This is a genomic window from Archangium lansingense (assembly GCF_026626635.1).
Classification (GTDB): domain Bacteria; phylum Myxococcota; class Myxococcia; order Myxococcales; family Myxococcaceae; genus Archangium; species Archangium lansingense.
On record NZ_JAPNKA010000001.1, the window covers coordinates 4,645,112 to 4,668,713 of the forward strand.

Annotated in this window: 22 protein-coding genes; 13 read left to right on the top strand and 9 right to left on the bottom strand. The window is 68.2% G+C overall.

Features of this window, described 5'->3' with window-relative positions; translation table 11 throughout:
• Positions 1–66 precede the first annotated feature (66 nt).
• The gene (locus OV287_RS19020; RefSeq protein WP_267535452.1) at positions 67–828 is read left to right on the top strand and encodes a PilZ domain-containing protein; all 762 of its coding nucleotides are present in this window, start codon (positions 67–69) and stop codon (positions 826–828) included.
• A gap of 51 nt (positions 829–879) precedes the next feature.
• On the opposite strand, the gene trxA is transcribed toward OV287_RS19020, so the two are convergent.
• Positions 880–1,212 (bottom strand): thioredoxin, encoded by a 333-nt coding sequence (gene trxA / locus OV287_RS19025; RefSeq protein WP_267535453.1) that lies wholly within the window; start codon positions 1,210–1,212, stop codon positions 880–882.
• A gap of 189 nt (positions 1,213–1,401) precedes the next feature.
• Between trxA and OV287_RS19030 the strand changes: the two genes are divergently transcribed.
• From OV287_RS19030 to hemC, 4 genes are read left to right on the top strand one after another with little or no spacing between them, the layout of a single operon-like run.
• The gene (locus OV287_RS19030; RefSeq protein ID WP_267535454.1) at positions 1,402–1,776 is read left to right on the top strand and encodes a hypothetical protein; all 375 of its coding nucleotides are present in this window, start codon (positions 1,402–1,404) and stop codon (positions 1,774–1,776) included.
• 29 nt (positions 1,777–1,805) lie between these two features.
• A complete protein-coding gene (locus OV287_RS19035; protein ID WP_267535455.1) occupies positions 1,806–2,615 on the top strand; it encodes a cytochrome C assembly family protein in 810 nt (269 codons plus the stop codon).
• Between the two features lie 2 nt (positions 2,616–2,617).
• Positions 2,618–3,928 (top strand): glutamyl-tRNA reductase, encoded by a 1,311-nt coding sequence (gene hemA, locus OV287_RS19040; protein ID WP_267535456.1) that lies wholly within the window; start codon positions 2,618–2,620, stop codon positions 3,926–3,928.
• The gene (hemC, locus tag OV287_RS19045) at positions 3,925–4,866 is read left to right on the top strand and encodes a hydroxymethylbilane synthase (protein ID WP_267535457.1); all 942 of its coding nucleotides are present in this window, start codon (positions 3,925–3,927) and stop codon (positions 4,864–4,866) included. Before hemA ends, hemC begins: the two co-directional genes overlap by 4 nt.
• A gap of 7 nt (positions 4,867–4,873) precedes the next feature.
• Here hemC and OV287_RS19050 read toward each other — a convergent pair whose 3' ends face one another.
• Complete coding sequence (locus OV287_RS19050; protein WP_267535458.1) at positions 4,874–6,112, bottom strand: MFS transporter; 1,239 nt, start codon at positions 6,110–6,112, stop codon at positions 4,874–4,876.
• 120 nt (positions 6,113–6,232) lie between these two features.
• On the opposite strand from OV287_RS19050, the gene OV287_RS19055 reads away from it, so the two are divergent.
• Positions 6,233–7,156, top strand: a complete 924-nt coding sequence (locus tag OV287_RS19055) for a hypothetical protein (protein ID WP_308809630.1) — start codon at positions 6,233–6,235, stop codon at positions 7,154–7,156.
• Between the two features lie 11 nt (positions 7,157–7,167).
• The gene (locus tag OV287_RS19060) at positions 7,168–7,671 is read left to right on the top strand and encodes a nuclear transport factor 2 family protein (protein ID WP_267535460.1); all 504 of its coding nucleotides are present in this window, start codon (positions 7,168–7,170) and stop codon (positions 7,669–7,671) included.
• A gap of 43 nt (positions 7,672–7,714) precedes the next feature.
• Here OV287_RS19060 and OV287_RS19065 read toward each other — a convergent pair whose 3' ends face one another.
• Together OV287_RS19065 and OV287_RS19070 are read right to left on the bottom strand one after the other, a co-directional pair.
• Positions 7,715–7,975 carry a hypothetical protein gene (locus tag OV287_RS19065; RefSeq protein ID WP_267535461.1) on the bottom strand — a complete coding sequence of 87 codons (261 nt, stop codon included), beginning with the start codon at positions 7,973–7,975 and terminating at the stop codon, positions 7,715–7,717.
• Positions 7,976–8,069: 94 nt separating this feature from the next.
• A complete protein-coding gene (locus OV287_RS19070) occupies positions 8,070–8,678 on the bottom strand; it encodes a winged helix-turn-helix domain-containing protein (RefSeq protein WP_267535462.1) in 609 nt (202 codons plus the stop codon).
• A 147-nt stretch (positions 8,679–8,825) separates the two neighbouring features.
• On the opposite strand from OV287_RS19070, the gene OV287_RS19075 reads away from it, so the two are divergent.
• The 5 genes from OV287_RS19075 to OV287_RS19095 all read left to right on the top strand — a co-directional run bounded on the left by OV287_RS19075 (position 8,826) and on the right by OV287_RS19095 (position 15,912).
• Complete coding sequence (locus tag OV287_RS19075) at positions 8,826–10,052, top strand: acetyltransferase domain-containing protein (protein WP_267535463.1); 1,227 nt, start codon at positions 8,826–8,828, stop codon at positions 10,050–10,052.
• 78 nt (positions 10,053–10,130) lie between these two features.
• Entirely contained in the window at positions 10,131–10,892 is a 762-nt protein-coding gene (locus tag OV287_RS19080) for a uroporphyrinogen-III synthase (protein ID WP_267535464.1), read from the top strand.
• A gap of 89 nt (positions 10,893–10,981) precedes the next feature.
• A complete protein-coding gene (locus tag OV287_RS19085) occupies positions 10,982–12,829 on the top strand; it encodes a GspE/PulE family protein (RefSeq protein WP_267535465.1) in 1,848 nt (615 codons plus the stop codon).
• Positions 12,830–13,006: 177 nt separating this feature from the next.
• A complete protein-coding gene (locus tag OV287_RS19090; protein ID WP_267535466.1) occupies positions 13,007–14,563 on the top strand; it encodes a TldD/PmbA family protein in 1,557 nt (518 codons plus the stop codon).
• Between the two features lie 11 nt (positions 14,564–14,574).
• Positions 14,575–15,912 carry a TldD/PmbA family protein gene (locus tag OV287_RS19095; RefSeq protein ID WP_267535467.1) on the top strand — a complete coding sequence of 446 codons (1,338 nt, stop codon included), beginning with the start codon at positions 14,575–14,577 and terminating at the stop codon, positions 15,910–15,912.
• 61 nt (positions 15,913–15,973) lie between these two features.
• Here OV287_RS19095 and OV287_RS19100 read toward each other — a convergent pair whose 3' ends face one another.
• The 4 genes from OV287_RS19100 to OV287_RS19115 all read right to left on the bottom strand — a co-directional run bounded on the left by OV287_RS19100 (position 15,974) and on the right by OV287_RS19115 (position 20,967).
• Positions 15,974–16,345 carry a VOC family protein gene (locus tag OV287_RS19100; RefSeq protein ID WP_267535468.1) on the bottom strand — a complete coding sequence of 124 codons (372 nt, stop codon included), beginning with the start codon at positions 16,343–16,345 and terminating at the stop codon, positions 15,974–15,976.
• Positions 16,346–16,408: 63 nt separating this feature from the next.
• Positions 16,409–18,517 (bottom strand): neutral/alkaline non-lysosomal ceramidase N-terminal domain-containing protein, encoded by a 2,109-nt coding sequence (locus OV287_RS19105; protein WP_267535469.1) that lies wholly within the window; start codon positions 18,515–18,517, stop codon positions 16,409–16,411.
• 123 nt (positions 18,518–18,640) lie between these two features.
• Complete coding sequence (locus tag OV287_RS19110; protein WP_267535470.1) at positions 18,641–19,867, bottom strand: monooxygenase; 1,227 nt, start codon at positions 19,865–19,867, stop codon at positions 18,641–18,643.
• Between the two features lie 308 nt (positions 19,868–20,175).
• Positions 20,176–20,967 (bottom strand): SDR family NAD(P)-dependent oxidoreductase, encoded by a 792-nt coding sequence (locus OV287_RS19115; protein ID WP_267535471.1) that lies wholly within the window; start codon positions 20,965–20,967, stop codon positions 20,176–20,178.
• A gap of 118 nt (positions 20,968–21,085) precedes the next feature.
• Between OV287_RS19115 and OV287_RS19120 the strand changes: the two genes are divergently transcribed.
• Positions 21,086–21,991 (top strand): LysR family transcriptional regulator, encoded by a 906-nt coding sequence (locus tag OV287_RS19120; RefSeq protein WP_267535472.1) that lies wholly within the window; start codon positions 21,086–21,088, stop codon positions 21,989–21,991.
• Here OV287_RS19120 and OV287_RS19125 read toward each other — a convergent pair.
• Positions 21,988–23,523 (bottom strand): hypothetical protein, encoded by a 1,536-nt coding sequence (locus tag OV287_RS19125; RefSeq protein ID WP_267535473.1) that lies wholly within the window; start codon positions 23,521–23,523, stop codon positions 21,988–21,990. The two genes, OV287_RS19120 and OV287_RS19125, sit on opposite strands and share 4 nt — an antisense overlap.
• Positions 23,524–23,602: the final 79 nt, after the last annotated feature.

Here is a 23,602-nt window from a genome sequence, read left to right on the forward strand (position 1 = left end):
GCGCATGGTGTATGAAACGCGCCGGTTGGGGTATGGAAATCTGTGTCCGTTCCCCCGGAGGAGAAGATGGACAGGAAGGGCTCCCGGAAGAAGACAGCTGGCCAGGCGGAAGAGACCGAGCGCGTGGAGACTGTCGCTCCAGCGGCCCCCCGTGCGCCGGACCCGCGTCCCGAGCCGGCCCGTGCGGCGCCTCCCCCCGCTCCGCGCGTGGATCCGCTCCGCCGTCCCGCTTCTCCCCCAGCGCCGCCCGCCCGGCCCGGACTGCCCGCCCGTTCCCCGGCGTCACCCGCGGCGCCAGCCGCCCCCCGGAGCTTCTTCTCTCCCATCATCGAGGTGGGGGCCGAGGAGGAGGTGGAGCACCGGCACTTCCCGCGCGCGCGGCTCGCCACCAACTTCGAGCTGTGGATTGACGAGGAGGGAGATCGGCGCTTCACGGCCACCCTGCGCTCGGCGAACGTGAGCGTGGGCGGGGCCTTCCTGGAGAGCACCTTCTTCCTGCCCATGGACACCGAGCTGAGGGTGCGCTTCTCGCTGGAGCCGGGTGCGGCGCCCGTGGAGGCGCGTGCCCTCATCGTGCGCGAGCAGCGTCCGCGCCGCGAGGACGAGCCCACCGGCTTCGGCATCCGCTTCGAGGAGTTTTACGGACAGACGGAGGTGTCGCTGGCACGCCTCTTCTTGGACATGCGGCTGCGCACCTTCGCCGAGGACTACCTGCGCTCCAACCGCGCCCGCGGCCTGCCCAACGAGCTGGAGCGGGTGGTGGACGCGCTCGCCGCGTGGGAGCTCCTCAAGGCCAACAACCCCACGGATACCTGGCGCGGCGAGTGAGCCGTTCGCGCGGAGTCCCGAGAGGGGGGCACTCCGCGCGGGCCGGCGAGGTCAGATGACCTTCTTGATCGCCGCCTCGAGCTTGGGCTTGAGCCCGCTGCCGCCGACGATCTGCTCCACCACCTTGCCGTCCTTGAAGAGCAGAAGGGTGGGGATGGAGCGGATGCCGTACTGCTGCGGCGTGTCCTGGTTGTCGTCGATGTTGACCTTGGCCACCTTGACCTTGCCCTTGTACTGGGTGGCCACGTCATCCACGATGGGCGCGATGGCCCGGCACGGGGCGCACCACGTGGCCCAGAAATCCACCAGCACGGGCTGGTCGGACTTGAGCACTTCCTTGTTGAAATCCGCGTCCCCGATGTTCATCACGTCAGCGCCTGCCATGGTGTCTCCTTGGGCGTGCAGGTAAGCAGAGGGGCGCGTGCTCTAGTACGCGCCCGCCGGGCCTGCAAGGACCGGTTTCCGGGTCCTTTGCCTGCTTAGATGCGGCAGGGGCGGGAGTGTCGCAACCGGTTCTCGGTTCTGGAAGATGACGCTTCGGCTCGGAGCGCGGAGGTGTAAGCTAGCGTGGTGATGAGGCTCTTCCTTCCCCAGACCCAGCTCGAGGAGTGGGCACTGGAGGACAAAGCGGATGTGAAGGACGGGGTGCTGGTGGTGACCGGTGAGGAAGGTGTGTACCCGGTGACACCCGCAGTGCACATCGTGCAGCTCGTCACTGGTGAGGATGCCAACGATCTGGTCGCCAGGGTGAAGACCGAGGCCCAGCTCCAGTCCCTGGGGGCCGAGCAGATGGCCGACTCGGTCCTGCTCGGAGAGACGGCATACGAGGTTGTTCCCGGTTATGTAGCCGAGGTACCCGTCCCTTCCTCGGAGGGCGCCTCGGCGGACGGCAAGCCGGGCTCCGAGGCGGATCTCCTCGCTGCCTTCCTTCTGAACAAAATGGGCTGACGCACTCAGTCTAGTGGGTTGTATCCGCCATGAACCACGCGCTGGTCTCCCTCGCCTGCCACGCCTATGTCGTCGCGGCGTTGGTCTACCTCGTCTACCTCGTCCGGCAGTTGGACGCGCTCGCCACAGCCGGCCGGGTCCTGGTGGGCACGGGACTGGCCCTGCATGGAGTGGCCCTCTTCGGACTCTTCGGAGCCCAGGGTGGCCGTCCGGTGGGGGTGGCCCAGGGCTTCTCCACCTTCGCCTTCCTCCTGGTGGCCATCTTCCTGGTGGTGGACGTGCGCTACCGCCGGCCGGTGATTGGCGCCTTCATCACCCCGCTGGTGGTGGCGGTGCTGCTGCCGGGCCTGTTGCTGGACAAGGGGCAGGTGCTGAGCCCGGAGGCGCAGCGGCCCCTGTTGCCGGTGCACATCACCATCGCCCTGCTGGGCGTGGCGGCCTCGGCGCTGGCCGCGGGGGTGGCGCTCATGTACCTGCTGATGGAGCGGCAGGTGAAGGGCAAGCGCTTCGGTCTGCTCTTCTCGCGCCTGCCCTCGCTGGAGTTCCTCGACACCCTCAACCGCCAGCTGGTGGTGGTGGGCTTCATTGCCCTGTCGGTGACGCTCGTCACCGGGGCCTTCTTCTCCAGCGCGGCGCCGGGCTTCTTCTGGACCTGGACGTCCAAGCAGATCGCCACGCTGGTGGCCTGGTCTGTTTTCGCCGCGCTCGTGGGCGCTCGCTCCTTCGGCGGGTGGCGGGGCCGGCGTGTCGCGCTGTTGACCATGACGGGGTTTGGCTTGCTGCTGGTGTGCTTCCTCTCGTCGTATGACTTCATCCGCGTGGGTGGGGGGTTGCGCTAGCCATGGAGTTCCTGTGCATCGGCCTGTCGCACCGGACGGCGCCCCTCGGGGTGCGTGAGCGGCTCGCGCTGCCGGACGCCCGACAGGTGGATCTGCTCCAGCGGTTGGCCCAGTCACCCAACGAGGCCTTCCTTGTGTCCACCTGCAATCGGGTGGAGCTGTACCTGGCCGCGCCGGACATGAATCGGGTGCGAGAGAGCGCCCGCAACGAGCTGCACACGCTGGGAGGCCCGGAGACGCTGGAGCACCTCTACGAGCACCGCGGCGAGGACGCGCTGGTGCACCTCTTCCGAGTGGCCTCCAGCCTGGACTCCATGGTGCTGGGCGAGGCGCAGATTCTCGGCCAGGTGAAGGACGCTTTCGAGCGGGGCCAGGGCTCGGGTGCGGTGCGCGGCGAGCTGACGCGCGTGTGCGCCGCGGCGTTCGGCTGCGCCAAGCGGGTGCGCACGGAGACGGCCATTGGCCGGGCCGCTACCTCCATGGCCAGCGCGGCCGTGGCGCTGGCGAGCAAGGTGTTCGACGGGCTCAAGGACAAGACGGTGCTGCTGGTGGGCGCGGGCGAGATGGCGGAGCTGGCCGCGCGTCACCTGAAGCAGGCCGGCGCCACGAAGCTGCTGGTGGCCAATCGCACGCTGGCGCGCGCCGAGGCGCTCGCGGCCGAGGTGGGGGCTACCGCGCGTTCCTTCGACGAGCTGTTCACACTGCTCACCGCGGCGGACGTGGTGGTGTGCAGCACGGCCTCGCCGGTGCCCATCTTCACCAAGGAGAACGTGGGCGCGGTGGCGAAGGCGCGCAAGCACCGCACGCTCTTCATGGTGGACCTGGCCGTGCCGCGCGACATCGCCCCCGAGGTGGGGGAGCTGGACTGGGTGCACGCCTACGACGTGGACGACATCCAGAAGTTCGTGGCGGACAACGCCGCTGCCCGCGCCGAGGAGGCGCAGAAGGCGGGAGTGCTGGTGGCCCAGGAAGTGGCGCGCTTCGTGCGCGACCGGGCCGTGCGCAATGGCGTGCCCGTGCTCGCCCAGTTGCGCCAGCGCGGTGAGGCCATTGCCCGAGCGGAGGTGGATCGCACGCTCGCCGCCATTGGTGATGGCCTCACCGACAAGCAACGCAAGAGTGTCGAGGCGATGGCGCGTGCCATCGTCAACAAGCTGCTTCACGAGCCCACGGCCCGGCTGCGCGCGGTAGGGCCCGAGCACGAGGGCAACCGGCTGGCCGGTGCCGCCGCTGAGCTCTTTGGTCTCGAGGAAGCGCCCCCGTCCACAGAGACGGCTGGCCCCAATGTGGTGGCCAACGGAGGCAAGGGATGAAGGCCGTACGCATTGCCACGCGGCAGAGCCCGCTGGCGCTCTGGCAGGCCCGGCACGTGGCCTCGCTGCTCACCCAGCAGCACCCCGGACTGGTGTGCACCCTGGTGGAGATGACCACCGCGGGGGATCGCTTCCTCTCCGCGCCCCTGTCCACCGTCGGGGGCAAGGGACTGTTCGTGAAGGAGATCGAGCAGTCGATGCTCGATGGCCGCGCGGACCTGGCCGTGCACAGCCTCAAGGACATGACGTCCGTGCTGCCCGCGGGCCTGCTGCTGGCGGCCGTTCCCAAGCGCGAGGATCCGCGCGACGCCTTCTGCAGCCCGGCGGGGCTCTCGCTGGACATGCTGCCCAAGGGAGCTCGCGTGGGTACCTCCTCGCTGCGGCGCAGCTGCATCCTACGCTCCCGGCGGCCGGACCTGGAGATCATCAGCCTGCGGGGCAACGTGCAGACGCGGCTGGCGCGAGTGCGCGAGCTGGGCCTGCACGGTGCGGTGCTCGCCTACGCGGGCCTCAAGCGCCTGGGGCTGGAGACGGAGATCACGGAGGTGCTGCCCACCAGCGTGAGCCTGCCCGCGGTGGGGCAGGGGGTGCTCGCCATCCAGTGCCGCACCGAGGACGCCGAGGTGCGCGGTCTGCTGGCGCCGCTGGAGGACGACATCACGCGTGTGGCGGTGACGGCCGAGCGCGCCTTCATGGCCCGGTTGGAGGGTGGGTGCACCGTGCCATTGGCGGGACACGCCACCGTGGAGGGCGGCACCGTCCTCCTGCGGGGGCTGGTGGGGCGGCCGGACGGGACGAAGGTGGTGGAGGGAGAGCGCAGCGGCCCGGTGGAGACGGCGCTCGCGGTGGGCGAGGCGCTCGCCGAGGAGCTGCTCTCGCGCGGTGCGGCGGAGATCCTCCGGGACTTTGGCCGCGCCTCGCCCGTGCCGGAGTCCTGACGGGCCATCAGTTCTTGATGTGATCCGCGGGTGCGTTCTCCCGCCGGGCAAACACCAGGAAGGGCAACGACGCGGCCTGGATGGCCGCGCCGACGACGTAGGCCGAGGCGTAGCCACCGACGTCGGCCACACGTCCCAGGGCGGGTTGCACCACAACTCCCCCAGCGGAGCCCATCAGGTTGTCGAAAGAGAGCACGGTCGCGCGTTGTCCCGAGGGGATGACGCCGTTCAGATACGCCTGCCTCATGGGCCTGCTCGCTGCTTGGGACAGTGCCCAGACGACCAGCGCCGCGATCGCCACCCAGAAGCTCGTTGTCCATCCCGAGAGGGCCAGGCTGCCGATGCCGATGGCCGTGGCGACGAGCTGCGCGTGCGTGCGCCGGCTGAACAGCCTTCGCACATAGGGTGCAATCAACCCCGCGACCATCTCGCACCCGGCGATGATGGCCGCCGCCAGACCGGCGATCCAGAACGCGCGCTCGTCGCCATAGAGCTGAAGCAGATAGGGCTGGAAAGCGTAGAAGGCGAACATAGCCACCCCCATGGTGAAGGGGGCCGCCAGCATCAGCCAGCGCGCCGGCGGGTTCTGCAAGCCGTGCTCGAGTGAGCCTCGCACCACCACCCGCATTCTTTCCAACGGACCGTTGCCACGCTCGGGCGTGAAGCCGAGATCCTTCATCGAGAGGAAGGCCACGACCAGCGTGACACCGAGCAGCACCGATCGGAGGACATAGGGCATGCCCAGGTCGGTCAGCTGGGCGACGACGCCGCCCGCAACCGAACCTGCCAACATGGCCGCACCCGCCACGATCTGCCCCCTGGCGAGCACCGCTTCGAGGGTGTCCTTGGCTCCGCTGAAGGTGAGCGCATCGACCAGCCAGGCCTCGGTGGCACCGGAGAAGAACGTGAAGCCGAGACCGAGGAGGATCGACGCGATGGCCCAGCCCCACATCGGCGCACGGGCCTGCCACATGGCGAGGTAGAGCAGCGTCGAGACCAACAAGGTGGCCGTGCCGAGCAGATACGAGGTGCGCCTGCCCCAGCTATCCGCCACCACTCCGGTGGGGACCTCGAAGAGCACCTGTCCCGCGGTGAAGAACGCATTGGCGGCGAAGGCCTCGGTGTTGCTGAGGCCGGCATCGAGAAGGAACAGGGTGTTGATGCCCCAGATGAAGGAGGCCGCCAGCGTCGACAGCAAGGTCAGCAGCAGATAGGTGCGCTGGACGCGCCTGGCCTGGTCGGTCATTGGGTTGAGACTGCGCGGCAGGATGGATTCTTGGACCGGGATTGAACGAGCCCGGGGCGGGCCCGTGCTCTCCAGGTGCCTACATTGACACGAACGGTTGAGTGATTGTCACCTTGGGTCATGACCAATCACGACTCTGAGTATCAATCCTGCATTCAGAATTCCGAGCGTGTGTCGTGGCGGCTCGACGACGTGTTGCCCAAGGACACTGTCATCGACTTCAGCCGGCGCATCCTCTCGGACGCCATCACGGGAACCGAGGCGATCGGCTGCTTGAGCGCGGAGGAGAAGCTGATGCTCAATCAGATTCGCTCCAACAGCTACGCCCATATGTTCTTGTTCTTGGAGGAGTATGCCGTGGCCCTGGCTGCGCACCGTGCTGGCCTCGAGCTCCACGAGAACCCGACCCACATGCGCGCCCTCCTGCGCTTCACCGAGGAGGAGATCAAGCACCAGCAGCTCTTCTCCCGGTTCACCAGCACGTTCGCTCGCGGGTTCAAGGTTGCCCCGGCCCTCCTCGACAACCAGGTCCAGGTGGCCAGGGCCATCATGACGAAGTCGAACCTCGGCGTGCTGATCTTCAACCTCCACATGGAGCTGATGACGCAGCAGCACTACGTGGAGACCATCCGCGACAATGAGCGCGAGAAGCTCGACCCGCTGTTCTGCAACCTGCTCAAGCACCACTGGCTCGAAGAGGCGCAGCACACCCGTCTCGACTTCCTGGAGGCCCAGAAGATCATCGCCAAGGAGCCCGAGACGGTGGCTGCGGCCATGGCCGAGTACGCCGAGCTGCTCCAGGCTCTCCGGGGCACCTTGAACGCACAGCTCCAGTTGGATCTCCAGACCCTGGAGAAGGCCGCGGGACGCACGTTCACGGAAGCCGAGCGGAATGAGCTCTTCACGGCCCAGGAGCGCTCTTACATCTGGTCCTTCATCGGGATGGGGATGAAGGCTCCACTCTTCCTCTCCCGCCTGCGCGCCCTCTCTCCCCTGGCCGAGCAGCGCGTCCTCGAGCTCGCCCCCCAGTACTACTGCAACTGAGGCCAAGGCACATGAACCTGAAAGACAAAGACCTTCAGTACGTTCTGGATTGGATCGCGATCCAGGAGTTGGTGGCGGAGTACGGCCAGGCCATCGACTTCGGCCGGGATACGGGAGACTGGAGCCGCTGGGCCAACGTCTTCACGCCCCACGTCACCGCGGATTACACCCGCTTCAGGGGCGGCGGAGATCCCTCCTACCTCACGCGGGAAGAGCTGGCGGAGTTTGGCAGGGCGTCCCTGGTGCCCTTCAGCAAGGTTCAGCACGCCACCGCCACGAGCGTGAGAATCCGCTTCAAGAGCAGCACGTTGGCCGAGGTGATGGCCTACGCGGAAGTCGCCCACTACTTCACCCTGGGCGGCATCCAGCAGGAGTGGACCATCATCGCCCGCTATACGCACGAGGTGGAGAAGACCCCGGACGGATGGAAGATTCGCAAGGTGCTCCTGGATCCCATCCACTATCGCGGCAACCCGTTGGGCCTGGAACTGGTCAACGGGAAGCGGCTCGTCTGAGCGCGAGCGTGTCGGAGCGGCGCGCCGCGGGCACTGGCGTGAACTATGCGGACGCGGTGGGGAAATGCCGCGTCAGCCACGCTCGCCATGAAGCCTCCGCGCGCGCGACAGCTGCGGGGGCCTGGTCGCCGAACAAGAAGAAGCGGAGGCTCAGGAAGACCTGGCCGCCCATGGGATGGGCGCCCAGGTGGACGAAACCAGGGGCCGGCCCGTCGAGCAGGACGAGCAGCTCCTCGGGCCATTTGGCCTGACCGGCCCACTCCACGCGGCCGGTCAGGGGCGGCGCGTCGGCGGGGGTGCTCACCCGGTCGCCAACGGCGCTGCCCGCGAGGCCGAGTGGGCGGGTGAGGGCATCCCACGCCTTGGCCTTGGGCTCCGAGGAGACGCTGTGTCCTTCTTCACGGGCATGAGGGATCCTTTCCTGGGGACTGCTGGGGGAGGGGGTGGGAGACGAGCACCAGGCGATGGGCGCGCCCACCAGGCGCCGAGCCATCGTGGTACTTCGCGGCCAGCGCCGTGATGGCGTGAGACAGCTCGCGAGTGAAGGCCGCGCGCTCCGTGGGAGAGCGGAACCGGATCTCGGTATCGACCGCCAAGGTGGCCAGGGCCTTGTCGGCCTCCCTTGCACGGCGCCAGAGCTCGCCGACCTCGCGCACGATGCGTGCACCCAGTGCGATGAGGTAGCTCGCGGACAGCCGGTCCGCGGTGCGGCCCGGATCCGTGGAGACAGGGCCTAGCGCGCTCGGGGAGACGACGTAGGACGTGGCGGTCGCCACGAGCAGCCGCTCCGTCAGACCACCCCACTGCCGCGCTTCGGCCTGGCGGACCAGCTTGTGCTCCTCGAGCGCACGCAGGTGGTAGTTCACCTTCTGCCGGGCCATTCCGATCCGTGCGGCGAGCGTCGCGGCGGAGGCGGGCGTTGCCAGTTCCGCGAGCAGCAGGCTCTTGACGGGCTCGAGCGCCACCGCCGCCGTCACTGGATCCTCGATGACTTCCACGTCGAGCATGGCCCTATCCCATCCTTGACAACTTTATTTGTCAAGGCGCTTTGGGGGGCTGGAATTCCCACGGAACGGCTGGCTCGCCTGGAGGGCAGGTGTGAGAGCGTCGTCGATTGACGCAACTACGTTGCAAGTGTAGGGCTGCTGTAACTCATGCCGAAGGGACGAGGAGTGCCAACGGGAGCGACAGCGAAGCGGCAGGTGGAGACGGTGCCAGGCAGCGGCGAGTTGCCGGGAATGCGCGTGGCCGTGGGACGGATCGCCACCATCGACGCCCTGCGGGGCTTCGTCATGCTGCTCATGCTCGTCGATCACGCGCGCGAGTTCTTCTACATGCACGCGCAGGTCAGCGATCCGGTCGACGTGGCGACCACGCCGCCTGGCCTCTTCTTCACCCGGCTCCTCGCGCACCTGTGCGCGCCCGTGTTCGTCGCGCTGACCGGGCTCTCGGCCTGGCTGCATGGTCAGCGCCGGGGTGGAAGGCGCGCCACCGCCGAGTTTCTGCTCAAGCGCGGGTTGTTCCTCGTCCTGCTGGAGCTGACGCTGGTCAACTTCGCCTGGACGTTCGCGCTCGTCCCGTCCACCTATTTCCTCCAGGTCATCTGGGCCATCGGACTGTCGATGATCGCGCTGGCCGGGCTCTTATGGCTGCCGAGGCCGGCGCTGGTGGTGCTGGGCCTGGCCATCGTCTTCGGACACAACCTGCTCGATTCCGTCCGTTTCGAGCCCGGGACGCCCGGAGCCACCCTCTGGGCGATCCTCCACAAGCGCGACTTCATCGCGCTGCCCTGGGGAGCCCGCGCACGCACGTCCTATCCTCTGCTGCCGTGGATCGGCGTGATCGCGCTCGGCTATGGCATTGGCCCCTGGTTCGCCGGACAGGTGAACCCGACGGTTCGCCGGCTCAGGCTGTACGCACTGGGGCTCGCGGCGCTGGCGCTGTTCATCCTGCTGCGGCTGGCCAATGGGTATGGCGAGCCTGTCCCATGGACGAGCGGTGCGACGCCACTCCTCTCCCTGCTCTCCTTCCTGAACCTGACCAAGTACCCCCCGTCGCTGGATTTCCTCCTGCTGACGATGGGGGGAGGGGCGCTGCTGCTCGCGGCGCTGGACCATGTGCCGTCGAGGCTCCTGGCGCTCCTCTCCACCTTTGGTGCGGCCCCCTTGTTCTTCTATCTGCTCCATCTCTATCTACTGCACGGACTCAACAGCGTGGCGCTCGCCTTGTTCGGACCCAATCAGGGAGCGCTCTTCAGTGTGCCGAGCGTTCCCTGGCTCTGGGCCTTGGCCGCGCTCGTTTCGCTTCCGCTGTGGTTCGCCTGCCGCTGGTTCATGCGTCTCAAAGCCCGGACCCGTAGCCCCTGGCTGAGCTACTTGTGAGCAGGCGCGGACCCGTCTCCAAAACGGGACGCGAAGAGGACCTGTGATGCGGGCCCAATTGCCCTAGAGTGCGCGCCCGTGCAAAAGCGACTCGAAGGCATCCGTGTCCTGGTGACGCGCCCCCGTGAACGCTCGGAGGAGCTGTGCTTCCTCCTGGAGGACGAGGGCGCCGAAGTGCTGCATGTGCCGCTGCTGGAGCTACTACCTCCGGAGGATCCACGCCCGCTGGTGGCGGCCGCGGAGTCCATCCAGCGCTACAAGTGGGTGGTGTTCGCGAGCCCCTCGGCGGTGGATGCGCTGATGGAGGCGCTGCGCGAGGCGGGCACGGTGGAGCTGCTGTCTCGGGTGCGCCTCGCCGTGGTGGGGCCGCGCACCGCGCGCACCGTGGACGGCTACGGACTGACCGTGGCCGTCGAGTCCCCCGAGGGAACGGGCGCCGCGCTCTACGAGGTGATGCGCCCCGGGCTGGAGCCGGAGGACGAGGTGTTGCTGCCCGCCGCGGAGGAGGGGAGGCGCGAGCTGGAGGATTCCCTGAGCGAGCATGGCGCCCGGGTGACGCGGGTGACGGCGTACCGCTCTCGGCCCGCGTCGCTGCCGCCCGAGGCCCAGGCGCTGCTCGAGTCCTCCCCGCCGGACGTGGCCCTGTTCGCCTCGCCGCGCACCGCGGAGGCGTTCCTGGAGGCGGTGGGGCGTGAGCGGCTGGGCACGGCCCGACTGGTGGCCATTGGTCCCACCACTGCGTCGGCACTGACGCACCTGGGTCTGCCGGTGGCCTCGGTAGCCGAGCGGCCTACCCCCGAGGCGCTCGTCGAGGCCACCATCCGGGCCATTCGCGGGTAGACTGTCGCCGGGGGGCCGGCTTCTGCCCTGAACGCGCTGGGATGTCCCGGCGTCCCCATTTCGTACCCCGTGGCCGCAAGGAGACGCCGTTGTCAGCGCCCGTGACCCCGCCTGCTGCTCCTCCCTCCCGCAGCAAGACCGACTTCAGCCTCTCCTTCGTTCTCCAGGCGCTCGTCTCGCAGCGGGTGCTCACCGCCGACCAGGCGCAGAACATCGCCACCCGCGAGGCCGCCGCTCGCGCCCGGGTCCTCAAGAACAAGGGCATCGTCGGCACGGACGCCGCTCGCTATGACGTCTCCCCGGTGGAGATCGTCGCCGCCTTCCAGGTGCCCCTGGCGGATGGCCGCGGCTCGCTCGACGAGGACCGGGTCACGGAGATCGTCGCCCGGGCCGCGGGCCTGGCCTACAAGAAGATCGATCCGCTCAAGCTGGACATGGCGATGGCCACCCGCGCCATCTCCCGTCCCTTCGCGCATAAGCACGTGCTGCTGCCGCTGGAGAAGGCCGCGGATGGCCGGCTGCTGGTCGCGGTGGCCAATCCCTTCGACAAGGAACTCTTCGAGAGCATCCATGTGATCACCGGCATGCCCGTCGAGCCGGTGTTCGCCTCGAAGGCGGACATCCTCAAGGCCATCGCGGACATCTACGGCTTCAAGAACACGCTGGTGCGCGCCGCGGATGACTTCAGCTCCAGCCCGCAGAACTCGCCGCAGATCAGCAACTTCGAGCAGCTCGTCAAGCTCAGCGGTCGTCAGGAGCTGGACGCGGCGGATCAGCCCGTGGTCCAGGCCGTGGACTACATGCTGCGCTACGCCTTCGACAACCGCGCCTCGGATATCCACATCGAGCCCAAGCGCACCACCTCGCTGGTGCGCCTGCGCATCGACGGCGTGCTGCACCCCGTCTACACGCTGCCCGCGGGCGTGCACCCGCCCATCGTCTCGCGCGTGAAGACGCTCGCGCGCATCGACATCTCCGAGAAGCGCAAGCCCCAGGACGGCCGCATCAAGACCGAGCGCGATGGCCGCGAGGTGGAGCTCCGCGTCTCCACGCTGCCCACCGCCTTCGGCGAGAAGGTGGTCATCCGTGTGTTCGATCCGGAGACGCTGGTGCAGGACATCGCCCAGCTCGGTTTCGATCCGGAGGAGAAGCGCGTCTTCGAGTCGTGGATCGACCAGCCCCACGGCATCATCCTCGTGACGGGCCCGACGGGCAGCGGCAAGACGACCACGCTCTACTCGGCGCTCAAGGCGGTGGCCGGCCAGGACGTGAACGTCACCACCATTGAAGACCCCATCGAAATGGTGTGGGACGGCTTCAACCAGGTGCAGGTGCAGCCCAAGGTGGGGCTGGACTTCGCCAATGCGCTGCGCAGCATCTTGCGCCAGGACCCGGACGTCATCATGGTGGGCGAAATCCGTGACGCGGAGACGGCGGAGAACGCCGTCCAGGCCGCGCTCACGGGCCACCTGGTGCTCTCCACGCTGCACACCAACGACGCCATCGGCGCAGTCGCGCGCTTGAAGGACCTGGGTGTGCCGCCCTTCCTGCTGGCGCAGAGCCTCATCGGCATGATGGCCCAGCGTCTGTTGCGGCGCGTATGCCCGCATTGCCCGCAGCCCACGACTCTCACTCCGGACGAGCTGACCCTGCTGGGCGCGCCCATTCCGTTGCTGCCGGGCGGGGTGAACATCGTCAAGGGCGTCGGGTGCCCGCGCTGCCGCGGCACCGGCTACTGGGGCCGTACGGGCGCGTTCGAGATTGTCAACATGAACAACGAACTGCGCGAGCAGATCTCCCGCGGCGGCAACCATCAGCAGCTGGTGGAGGCGGCGCGCCGGGGTGGAACGCGCACCCTGCGCGAGGCGGCGGTGCGCAAACTGGCCATGGGCCTCACCTCTTTCGACGAGGTGGTGCGCATGACGTCCGTGGCCTGAGCGGCCCCGGAAGGGCCGGCGCGACAACCCGTTGCCCGGCCCGTTCTTTGTTTTGTAGCCCACGGAAGGCGGGGGACGGGGGATTTCCGGAATACTGGCATGGCCGTGGGGTTACGCTCTGGATGCGCGGTGACCTTCACTGAAGGAGGGAGAGCCATGGCGGGAGGCAAGACCGGAATGACGCGACGTGACTTCGTTGGCTACGGCACGACAGCACTGGCGATGGCGGGAGCGGGCGAGCTGTTGTCTGGCTGTGCGACGACGCAGAGGGCGGGCCAGGGTGGGCCCGGAGGTGGCTCGGATGGACCGTCCCAGTCCATCGGGTACTTCGCCCGCTTCGGCGTAGACGAGACCCTCATCCGCGAGACGCTGGCCGCCGCCCTGTCGCGGGGCGGGGACTACAGCGACCTCTTCTTCCAGCACCGGGTGTCCACCTCCATGGCGCTCGAGGACGGCGCGGTGAACAAGGCGTTCACCACCGTGGAGCTCGGCGTCGGCGTGCGCGTCGTCAAGGGCGACCAGACGGGCTATGCCTATACCGAGGAGCTCACGCTGGACGCGATGCGCAGCGCCGCTCGCACCGCCGCCGCCATTGCCGATGGTCCTTCTCGGCCCGGCCCCCAGCGCCTCCACATCTACAAGGAGATTCCGCAGCGCTACGTGCTCAAGCTGGGCTGGGATGCCGTCCGCCCCGAGCAGAAGCTCCCCATCCTCGAGGGGCTGAACGCGAACGCCTTCAAGGCGGACCCGCGCATCTCCAAGGTGTCGCTCTCGTTCTCTGATGAGCACGGCGCTGTCCTCGTGGCCGACAGCAACGGGCGGCTCGTCGAGGACATTCAGCCGATGACGACCCTTTACATGTCGTGCGTGGCCGAGCAGAACGGCAAGCGCGAGCAGAACACCTACGGTGTCGCCGGCCGCGCGGGGCTGGACTTCTACTCGCCCGACCGGCTGGAGCGCGTGGTGCGCGAGGCGGTGAGCCGCACCACCATCCTCTTCGAGGCCGTGCAGCCGCCCGCGGGCGAGATGCCAGTGGTGCTCGCGGCGGGCTCGTCCGGCATCCTCCTGCACGAGGCGATTGGCCACGGCATGGAGGCCGACTTCAACCGCAAGGGCACGTCCATCTACGCGGACAAGCTCAACAAGCCGATTGCCCACCCCTTCGTGAACATCGTCGACGACGGCACGAACGAGTACGCGCGCGGCGCCATCAACGTGGATGACGAGGGCAATGAGCCCGGCAAGACGATGCTCGTGGAGAACGGCGTCCTCACCACGTACCTGCACGACTCCATCTCCGCGAAGCACTACAAGGTGAAGCCCACGGGCAATGGCCGGCGCGAGAGCTACCGGTTCGCGCCGCTGCCGCGCATGCGCTCGACGTACATGCTCCCGGGCCCGCACAAGCACGATGAGATCATCGCCTCGGTGAAGAAGGGCATCTACTGCTCCAACTTCAGCAATGGGCAGGTGAACATCGGCGCGGGCGACTTCACCTTCTACGTGAAGAACGGCTACCTCATCGAGGACGGCAAGCTCACTCGGCCCATCAAGGACGTGAACATCATCGGCAACGGGCCCAAGGTGCTCGAGAAGGTGGACATGGTGGCAGACGATCTCGTCATCGACGAGGGCGGCTGGACGTGCGGCAAGGATGGTCAGGGGGTGCCGGTGTCCCAGGGCATTCCCACGGTCCGGGTCGCATCCATCACGGTGGGCGGACGCAACGCGTAGGGGAGGCCAGCATGAGCACGACGAACACCACGAATCTGGCAGAGGTCGCGCGGCAGGCGGTCGACCTGGCGCGTCAGAAGGGGGCCTCCGAGGCAGCGGCCACGGCGATCCGTACGCGCGATGTGGAGACGCAGTGGCGCGATGGTCGGCTGGACAAGGTCTCCGAGGCCACGACGCGCGGCCTCTCGCTGCAGCTCTACGTCGACGGGCGCTACTCCGCGGTCTCCACCAGCGACCTGCGTCCGGAGGCCCTGGAGCGCTTCATCACTGACTCGGTGGCGATGACCCGAGTCCTGGCGCGTGACGAGCACCGCCGGCTGCCAGAGCCCGAGCTGTACCAGGGCCGGACCCTGGTGGACCTGTCCATCGAGGACCCGCGCCAGGCGACGCTCACCGCCGATGAGCGTCAGCGCTTCGTCCGGGAGCTCGAGGCAGGAGCGCGGGCGGCGGATACCAAGAGCGCCATCCTGTCCGTCACCACCGCCTTCGGGGATACGCTCCGGGAGACGTTCCGGGTCAGCTCGAACGGCTTCGAGGGCGGGCTGCGAGGGACGCAGTTCGTCGCCTCCGCGGAGGTGAGCGCGCAGGATCCGGATGGGCGTAGGCCGGAGGAGGGCGACTACGCCCTGGCGCGCTTCTTCGAAAACCTGCCCGAAGCGGCCGCTCTGGGTCGCCGTGCCGCGGAGCGATCCCTGGGACGCATCGGCTCGACGAAGGGGGCGTCCGCGGTGATCACCATGGCCGTGGACAACCGGGCCGCGGGCCGGCTCGTGTCGATGCTCCTCGGGCCCATGTCGGGCGGAGCCATCCAGCAGAAGCGCTCCTTCCTCGACGGGAAGCTCGGCCAGAAGGTGGGGAGCGGCCTGCTCGTGCTCACCGATGAGCCGCACGTGAAGCGGGGCCTTGGCTCGCGCCTCTTCGACGGCGAGGGCATCACCGCCCGGCCGCTGCCGCTGTTCGAGGCGGGCGTGCTTCGCTCCTACTTCATCGACACCTACTACGGCCGCAAGCTCAAGGCGCGCCCGACGACGGGCAGTACCTCGAACCTCTCCTGGAAGCTCGGGAGCAAGGGGCAGGAGGGCCTCCTGGCGGACCTCAAGGAAGGCATCCTCGTCACGAGTTTCCTCGGCGGCAACTCGAACGGAGTCACAGGGGACTTCTCCCTCGGTGTCCAGGGCTTCCGCGTGCGCGGTGGGAAGCTCGCCGAGCCCATTGGCGAGATGAACATCTCCGGCAACCAGATGGACCTGTGGAAGCAGCTCGTCGCCGTGGGGAACGATCCCTACGTGAACAGCTCGATGCGCACGCCCACCCTCGTCTTCGAGGGCGTGCAGTTCGCGGGCGTGTAGTTCGTGGTGAGGATGGCTTCCGCTCCCCGGTCCTGGCTGGGGAGCGGAGTGCGTCCAGGTGCTACGCGGGCTCGATGAAGTTGAGCCGGTAGCCGTCGGGATCCGTGATGATGATCTCCCGCGTGAACCACGGCTGACGGGTGGGCCCCTCGACGTGCGCCCCTTGCTCCCGTGCCTTCGAGGCCAGCTCCTCCAGTCCGATGGCGCCCACGCGGAAGCCCAGCAGCACGCCCAGCCCTCGTTGGCCCTCCAGCTTCACCACGGGGGGCTGAGAGACCAGGTACACCTCTGCCTGGCTGTCCCACCGCAGGTGGATGAAGGGCGGAGCCGCCTGCGTCCGCTTGAATCCGAGCGCCTCGTAGAACCTGGCCGAGCGCTCGGGATCCGACACGAGCACCTTCACGAAGGACGACAACAGCTGATCGCTATCCATACGCGTCGTCTGTAACACGTGGCCGCATCGACTGCTCACGGACGTGAACGCCACCCCGCGGACTCAGGCGGCCATGTTCAAGAGGAGGTTCGCTTCGGGCCACCGCGCGCCGGGAGGTGGCCGTACGCTCACTCCCCTGGGCCCCTGGGTCCGGAAGCGGATCTTCCGGCCCCGCAGATGCTCCCAGTCGTCGAGGACGACCATCCACCGCCACTCCAAGACGCCGGCCGACTCGATGAACTCCAGCAGGAAGGTGTGGTGCTGGTCATCGAGGGGACGGTTCGCGCTGTGCAACTGCTCGCCGCTGTCCGCGTCTTCGAGCCGGAGCCACGCGCCCCATCCCAGCTCGCCCCGTTCCTGCGGAGCCCAGGCGAACCACCGGCCCGCGAGCACCAGCCGCCCATTGCTGATCCGGGGGGCTGCGAGCTCCGGCGGCCGAGGCCAGGACGGAGTGAACTCGGAAGTGGGGGGCTGCGGCTGCGTGAGGGCCTGGTGCTTACCGGGTTTTATCGTGAAGCGGGCCGCGCCCGATGGGATGGCGGTGGTGGCGCTCAGCGCGAGTGCGTCGAAGCGCTCGAGGAGCCAGGGCTCCGTGTTCCGCCCCCAGAGGGTGCTCGAGCCCTCGTAGTGCTGCGCCTTGTACTCGCGCTCGGTGGTGAGGTAGCCGGCATAGTCTCCGCATACGCCCGCGACCATGACCTCCCGAGCGCCCCGCGCGAGCATCGTCTGGGTCAGCTCATGTGCCAGCCAGGAGGTGGGTTCTCCGGGGCACCCCATCAGCCACAGGTCCCCCACCTTCAACAGCCGCAGGGGCAGGGTGTGCGGTTGGTACTTGAGGGACTCGCGGATCAGCCGCTCCAGTGCGCGCGGAGGCGCTTTCGGCCACTGCGGATCCGTGTCCGGCAGGCCCTCCAGCCGCTCTCCCTCCTTGAAGAAGGTCACGCCCCCGCCCATCTCCGAGCCCCGGAGCGTCGGCGCGCCAACCAGGGCCGCGGTGGGCAGGCGCCTGCCATCCTTCAACGTCGCATCGCGAATCGTGGGCTCGTCGAAGAGGGCGGTGATGCGCAGCGAGGCTTTCACCTGGGTGCGCGCGTCCTCGCAGGCCTTGGCGAGCTGGGCGCCCACGGCTCGGCCCACCTCCTCCATCAACGACAGGTTCTGCGTCCGGTCCTCGCGCGCCTTCTTCAGCGCCTCGAGCGTCATGCCGGGCCGCGCTGCGTCGGAGTCTCCGATGGCACCAGCGGCGAGCGCCACCACCGGTCCGGGTTCTCCCGCCGCGCCGCGCAGCAGGTGCTCCGCGTGACGCGTGGCCACCCCGAAGAAATCCGGTGAGCACATGGGGTGCTCCTTGGCGAGCAGTGACGCATGGGCTCCGAAGGTGCCGAAGGCCCCGATGGGCCGGTGGGGCGCGTCAGCCTCCTCGGCCCAGAGGACCTGGATGCGCGGATCCACGCAGACCTGATCGAGCGGCAGGTCCGGGGGGGAGACGGCGAGCGTGCCCGAGGGGAAGCCCAGCGCGGACACTCGTTGGCGGAGGGCTGAGTCGTCCAGGCCCGGGAAGTTCTCGCGCAGGGCGCCGAGGCTCCGGTTGCGCGAGTACCTCCAGAGGCGGGCCACTCCGTGACCGACACGTGCCGGGCGCAAGCGCGCGCAGGCCTCGCGTACGCCCAGCCCGAGCCGCTCCACCAGGTAGTCCACCATGACCGGGTCCAGGCCCTGCTCCTTCAGGAGCGGTTCGGTCTGCGCGAACGTGTCGTAGTACGTGTTGGCGTAGAAGTTCCCCGGTCCGCTATGGGTGTGCGTACCCGCGAGGAAGAGGCGGCCGACGTGCAGGCCCAGCGCCGCGGTGTGCTCCGCCAGCCGCTCGGTGACGTAGCGCGTGGCGGCGTGGAGGTCCGCCGCGATGAGTGCCACCCGCTCGCCCTGGCCATCATCCAGCACGAGCACCCGTGCGAAGAGCCGGCCCCAGGCGGCGCGTGTGCGTCTCGACGTCGCCAGGGTAGGGCCCCAGCCTGCCAGGGAGGACAGGAAGCCGGGCGTCAGGTCCACTCGGGCTGAACCTGCTTGGAGGACACCCGTCACGGGAATCGCCTCCGGTGGGCGTCGCTGGACTTCGATCACCGGAGGAGGAAGGTTCATCAGCGGCGTATCGTCCAATCCCGTACGTGCCATCTATTCCCCCATCACATCATGGTGGAGGGGCAGGCACCGGCTTGTTACGGCGCACGATCTAGAGGCCCGTCCGCCTGCCCCCCCTCCCTCCGAACGGAAGGTGGGGTGGCCCGCCAGACCCGGTCACTCTTGGGTGACGTACAGGAACGCGACGCACATCTCGTCGTTGGTGCCCTCGCCCCAGTTCAGGTCGGACACGGCCGGCAGCGGTGCACCATGGTGGGGCGTGAAGCCCGCGTTGTTCCAGTGGCACTCGATGCGCAGGTCATCTCCGGGCGAGATGCGCACCGGCTGCTGGAGGAAGTTCACCCCCTGCCAGTGGAAGTTCCACTCGGGAATCTCCAGCAGGCACGCCTTCTCCTTGTCCCCCTTCTCGACGGTGAGCGCCGTCCGCGTCCCTCGCTGGTGCATGTGCAGCTGCGCCCCGTAGACGCTGATGGGCGCGGTGTCGCGGATCTGCTTCTTGCTCACGCGCGAGGCGAAATCGAGCGCGTTGTATCTCCAGATATGGAAGGCGTCGCTCTCACCCTTGGGAATGGGCATCTTTCTGTCCCGGACCCACTCCGGATTGGTGAAGGGGAAGAAGAAGGCCTCGTGCTCGACGGAGCCATCCAGCTTCAGCAGCAGCCTCGACAGGTCCGGCGCGGGTGGGGCGGACGAGGTGTTGTAGTGAAGCTGCATCACCAGCTTGGAGCCCGGCTGAATGCGGATGCCCGTGCCGGCGGGCAGGTCCCGTCCCTCGCCACCGGGGACCCAGCCGCCGATCATCACGCCACGGCTGTCCAGCGGGCCATTCGGGGGGTTGGGGCCTCCGGGGCATGAGAAGCCAGGACCCGGATCGGCCTCGTCCGCCTGGAGGTAGGCGCTCAGGTTCTCCGGGGGCACGGCGGCGAGGAGCACATGGTGCACGATGTCCGTCTTGCCCGGGCGCACGCCGATTCCGGTGATGAACTTCTCCTCGGTCTCGGGCCAGTCGAGCATGAAGCAGCGGTACTCGTCCGGATGGACCTGGGGCGTGTAGGGCTCGCTCATGGCCAGCTCGAGGTCCACTCGCGAGAGCTGGGCGCTGGCTGGGGGCGTCTCCGCGGGGGCGTCGCTCTCGTTGCCCAGGGGAGCGCCCGCACGCACCCAGTCGCGGATGAGCGCGATCTGCTCATCCGAGAGCGAGCGGTCATGGTTGTACTGGTTGCAATCCCGGTGGGCCGGCCAGGGGGGCATGCTGCGCTCGCAGACCGAGTGGAGGATGGCGTTCTTCATGCCCTGGACCTGCTCGGTGGTCGTCAGCGGGAACGGAGCGATGCCTCCGTCCTGGTGGCACCCAGCGCACTTCGTGTCGATCACCGGCTTCACGTCTCGGAACCAGGTCACCTCCCGTTGGGCGCTGGTCTCCGCGCACACGTTCGGAAGGGCAGGTGAGGGCTCACGTGGCTTTTCCTCTGTGCAGGCGGAGAGCGCGAGGGCACACAGCATCCCGGAGAGCCAGGAGGTGGCGCGGCGGGGAGGGGGGGCCGTAGGGGGGCATACGGTGGGGCGCATGGAGGGCTCCTCGGGAGATGACGTCTCCCAGCGCGGCCACCGTATGGACGAAACGTTGAGAAAAGATGGAGGCGGAGAGGAAACCCTTCCGGGCGGAGGGCGGACCCACCTGGGGCCAGGGCTCAGGTGATGGTCGAGATGAGTCCACCCTCGACGCGCAGGGCCGCGCCGTTCGTGGCTGCCGAGAGGGGGCTCGCCACATAGGCCACGAGGTTGGCGATCTCCTCCGGCTCGATCATCCGCTGGAGCAGCGAGGTGGCGCGGTCTTTGCGGAAGAACTCCGCTTCGATCTCCGCCGCTGGCGCATGGGGAGCGCTGGCAACGCTCTTGAGGAAGTCGACGATGCCCTCCGAGCGGGTCGGGCCGGGCAGGACGGAGTTGACCGTGACCCGCGTGCCCTTGGTCAACTCGGCCAGACCTCGCGAGATCGTCAACTGGGCGGTCTTGGTCACGGCGTAGTGGATCATGTCCGAGGGCACCCTGATGCCAGCCTCACTGGCGATGAAGATGATTCGCCCCCAGTTGCGCTCGAGCATGCCCGGAAAGTACTGGCGCGCCAGGCGTGCGCCGCTGAGGACGTTCACCTCGAAGAGCTTCCGCCAGGCCTCGTCGGAGATATCGACGAAGTCCTTGGCCTCGTAGATGCCGAGGTTGTTGACCAGGATGTCGAGGTCGGGCGCCACCTCCAGGAGGGTTTTCGCACCCTCGGCGGTGGCCGGATCGGCCAGTACGCCACGGACCTTTCCGCCGCCCGAGGCGCGCAGCTGAGCGACCGCCTCGTCCAGTTTGGCCTGGCTGCGGCCGCAGATGATGACGTCCGCGCCTTCGGTGGCCAGGCGCCGGGCAATCTCCAGGCCAATGCCGGCGGTCGAGCCGGTGACGAGGGCCTTCTTTCCATTCAGCTGCAGATCCATCGAGCTTCTCCTTGTGAATTCAGGGCTGCGAGACCTCCCTTGGGTAAACGCTCCTCTCTCCTGGCGGAACAGGCTTCGAGGCCATATCACCTTGTCCTGGAATGACAGGGTGGGCCTCATGAGCGATCAGCGAGCCTGGGAGATGCAGGTCTTCCTGAAGGTGGCGAAGGCGGGCAGCTTCAGCGGTGCCGGCCGTGCGGTGGGCATGACGCCGTCTTCGACCGCCAAGCTGATCAGCCGCATCGAAAGCCGGCTCGGCGTGCGGCTGATCGAGCGCTCGACCCGGCGGCTGCGGCTCACCGCCGAAGGCGAGCTCTACCGCGAGCGTGCCGAGTCCATTCTCGGTGACCTCGATGCGCTCGAGGCCGAGGTCGTGGGTGGCGCCCACGCGCTGACCGGGCTGATCCGGGTGAATGTCTCGGTGCCCTTCGGGCGGCACTGCCTGGTGCAGCAGCTCCCGGCCTTCACTCGTGCCTATCCGGGCATTCGCCTGGATCTGACCGTGACCGACGAGGTCGTGGACCTCTATGCGGCCCAGGCCGACGTCGCCTTTCGAATCGGCAAGCTGGCGGACTCCGGTCTCCTGGCGATCCGTCTGGGCGAAGTGCGGCGCCGAATCGTCGCCTCACCGGCGTACCTCGCCGAGCGGGGCACTCCCCGGCGTGTGGCGGACCTGGAGCACCACAACTGCCTGGGCTTCAACTTCCGGCGCGCGGCGGCCGTCTGGCCTCTGCGCAGCGGCGGCCGGTTGATCGATCGGGAAGTGCACGGCTCGATCGTCGCCAATAACGGTGAGACGGTGCGCCACCTGGCGGTGCTGGGCCTGGGGCTCGCGCGACTCGGAGAGTTCCACGTGCGCGAGGACCTGAAGGCCGGCCGACTCGTCACCGTGTTGGATGATGCCATCGTGGACAGTGAAGAGGTCCACGCGCTCTACCTCGGCCGCGAACGCGCACCACGGCGCGTTCGGGCCTTCCTCGACTTCATGACGCCGCGACTGCGAGCGGCTTTGAGCGAGGACTAGAAGCGCGCCTGCAGCAGCATGTTGAACCCCAGGGCGTGCGGGTCCTCGAAGCTGGGCTGCGCGACACCGAAGACGTCATCCCGGAACGTCGTCCGGTTGCGATCGTAGGTGTAATAGATCTCGCCCACGGCGGAGACGATCTCGGAGAGATCCCACCGGAAGGTGCCCTTGGCGGAGATGATGGGCTCCGCGAGGCAGACGGCGTTGTTGCTGCCGCACGTGGTGGGGAGGATGCTCAGCACGTTGACGTCACGCACCACCACGGTGCGCGTGCCCGTGAGCCCCGGCGGAGGGTTGTTGCCACCGAAGAGCGGATCCGGGCTGCGGAACGACGCCGGCTGCTGCACGCCGATGATGAAGCCCGGGGTGAAGTGCAGCGCGGGGATGTGGTAGTCGGCGCCCGCGGCGACGAACATCTCCGGCTTCACCACGGTGCCGTCCGGGAAGTCGTTGAAGGGCGGCAGGCCGGGCACGTCGAACTGGATGAAGGACAGGTCGCGGAACAGGCCCAGCACGTGGAAGCGCCAGTAGTTCCACTTGGCGCGCGCCTGCAGCGCCACCGCCCGGGCCTCCTGCGGCACCGTGCGGCCGAACACGTCCGGATCCGACAGCGTCTGCACCAGGTAGCTGCCCTCAAGCGACACCGTATAGGACAGGCCGCCCGGGTACTGCTCCGGGGCGAAGAAGCGCTGGTAGACCTCCGGATCGTTCCGGTACAGCCGGAAGTCGATGCTCGTGCCCACCGGCGCGCCCACGTGGTAGACGGCCTGCGCGGACACACCCGCCGAGTTCACCGGCGCCTCCACGCCCAGCGCGGCCAGACCCGGGACGATGCCCTTCTGGAAGTAGCCGCCGCCGGCCTCGACGCGCAGCGTCTCGAGGATGTCCCAGCCGGCGCCCGCCATGAAGCCGTAGAGCGACTCCTGCTCCTTGATCAGATCATTGAGCACCAGCGCCGTCTTGGCGCCCGCGTACGCGTACCAACGGTCGCGCGTGAGCTGCAGCCGGGCGCCCGGCACGCCCGCCGCGGCGGCGCGGGTGGTGAAGACGCTGCTGCCGCCCCAGGAGATGCGGTAGGCGTAGCCCAACCGGAAGCGGTCCGCAGACACCGGGAAGCCAGTGAGCGACAGCCCCTCGTTCTCACCCCAGCCCTGGGGGCGGTAGTGCAGGCGGATGTAGCTGGAGTTGTCCCGCAGGTCGATACCACCCGAGGGCCGCTCCAGCATCAGCACCGTGAGGGCCGCCTCGGTGGTGAGGCCCTCGAAGAAGGCCGGCATCCGCTTGTAGAGGACGATGTTGGACAGCGTCTCGAAGCCGGAGAAGCGGGTGTTGAAGTTGTCGTAGAACTGGGTGTTCTGGATTCCGCCGCCGAACCGGGCCGAGGGGCTGTTGGGCGTCGTCTCTCCCGCATCGGCAAAGACGTTGTCATCCGCGAAGGCAAACGACAGGCGGGTATCGACGAAGTCTCCGGCCCAAGCGGGCGCGGAAAGGGTCATCAGCCCGGTAAGGGCCAGCGTGCGCAGCGTTCTCAAATTCCCTCCAGGCGCGGCGGGGGATCGCCGCTCCTCCCAGCGCCCCTGGGAATGGGGCGCTCACTTCGTTCAAGACAAC

Excerpts from the sequence above, each read along its gene's own strand:
- OV287_RS19020 (WP_267535452.1), top strand. The coding sequence starts at position 67 with ATGGACAGGAAGGGCTCCCGGAAGAAGACAGCTGGCCAGGCGGAAGAG.
- trxA (WP_267535453.1), bottom strand. The coding sequence starts at position 1,212 with ATGGCAGGCGCTGACGTGATGAACATCGGGGACGCGGATTTCAACAAG.
- OV287_RS19030 (WP_267535454.1), top strand. The coding sequence starts at position 1,402 with ATGAGGCTCTTCCTTCCCCAGACCCAGCTCGAGGAGTGGGCACTGGAG.
- OV287_RS19035 (WP_267535455.1), top strand. The coding sequence starts at position 1,806 with ATGAACCACGCGCTGGTCTCCCTCGCCTGCCACGCCTATGTCGTCGCG.
- hemA (WP_267535456.1), top strand. The coding sequence starts at position 2,618 with ATGGAGTTCCTGTGCATCGGCCTGTCGCACCGGACGGCGCCCCTCGGG.
- hemC (WP_267535457.1), top strand. The coding sequence starts at position 3,925 with ATGAAGGCCGTACGCATTGCCACGCGGCAGAGCCCGCTGGCGCTCTGG.
- OV287_RS19050 (WP_267535458.1), bottom strand. The coding sequence starts at position 6,112 with ATGACCGACCAGGCCAGGCGCGTCCAGCGCACCTATCTGCTGCTGACC.
- OV287_RS19055 (WP_308809630.1), top strand. The coding sequence starts at position 6,233 with ATGACCAATCACGACTCTGAGTATCAATCCTGCATTCAGAATTCCGAG.
- OV287_RS19060 (WP_267535460.1), top strand. The coding sequence starts at position 7,168 with ATGAACCTGAAAGACAAAGACCTTCAGTACGTTCTGGATTGGATCGCG.
- OV287_RS19070 (WP_267535462.1), bottom strand. The coding sequence starts at position 8,678 with ATGCTCGACGTGGAAGTCATCGAGGATCCAGTGACGGCGGCGGTGGCG.
- OV287_RS19075 (WP_267535463.1), top strand. The coding sequence starts at position 8,826 with ATGCCGAAGGGACGAGGAGTGCCAACGGGAGCGACAGCGAAGCGGCAG.
- OV287_RS19090 (WP_267535466.1), top strand. The coding sequence starts at position 13,007 with ATGACGCGACGTGACTTCGTTGGCTACGGCACGACAGCACTGGCGATG.
- OV287_RS19095 (WP_267535467.1), top strand. The coding sequence starts at position 14,575 with ATGAGCACGACGAACACCACGAATCTGGCAGAGGTCGCGCGGCAGGCG.
- OV287_RS19100 (WP_267535468.1), bottom strand. The coding sequence starts at position 16,345 with ATGGATAGCGATCAGCTGTTGTCGTCCTTCGTGAAGGTGCTCGTGTCG.
- OV287_RS19105 (WP_267535469.1), bottom strand. The coding sequence starts at position 18,517 with ATGGCACGTACGGGATTGGACGATACGCCGCTGATGAACCTTCCTCCT.
- OV287_RS19115 (WP_267535471.1), bottom strand. The coding sequence starts at position 20,967 with ATGGATCTGCAGCTGAATGGAAAGAAGGCCCTCGTCACCGGCTCGACC.
- OV287_RS19120 (WP_267535472.1), top strand. The coding sequence starts at position 21,086 with ATGAGCGATCAGCGAGCCTGGGAGATGCAGGTCTTCCTGAAGGTGGCG.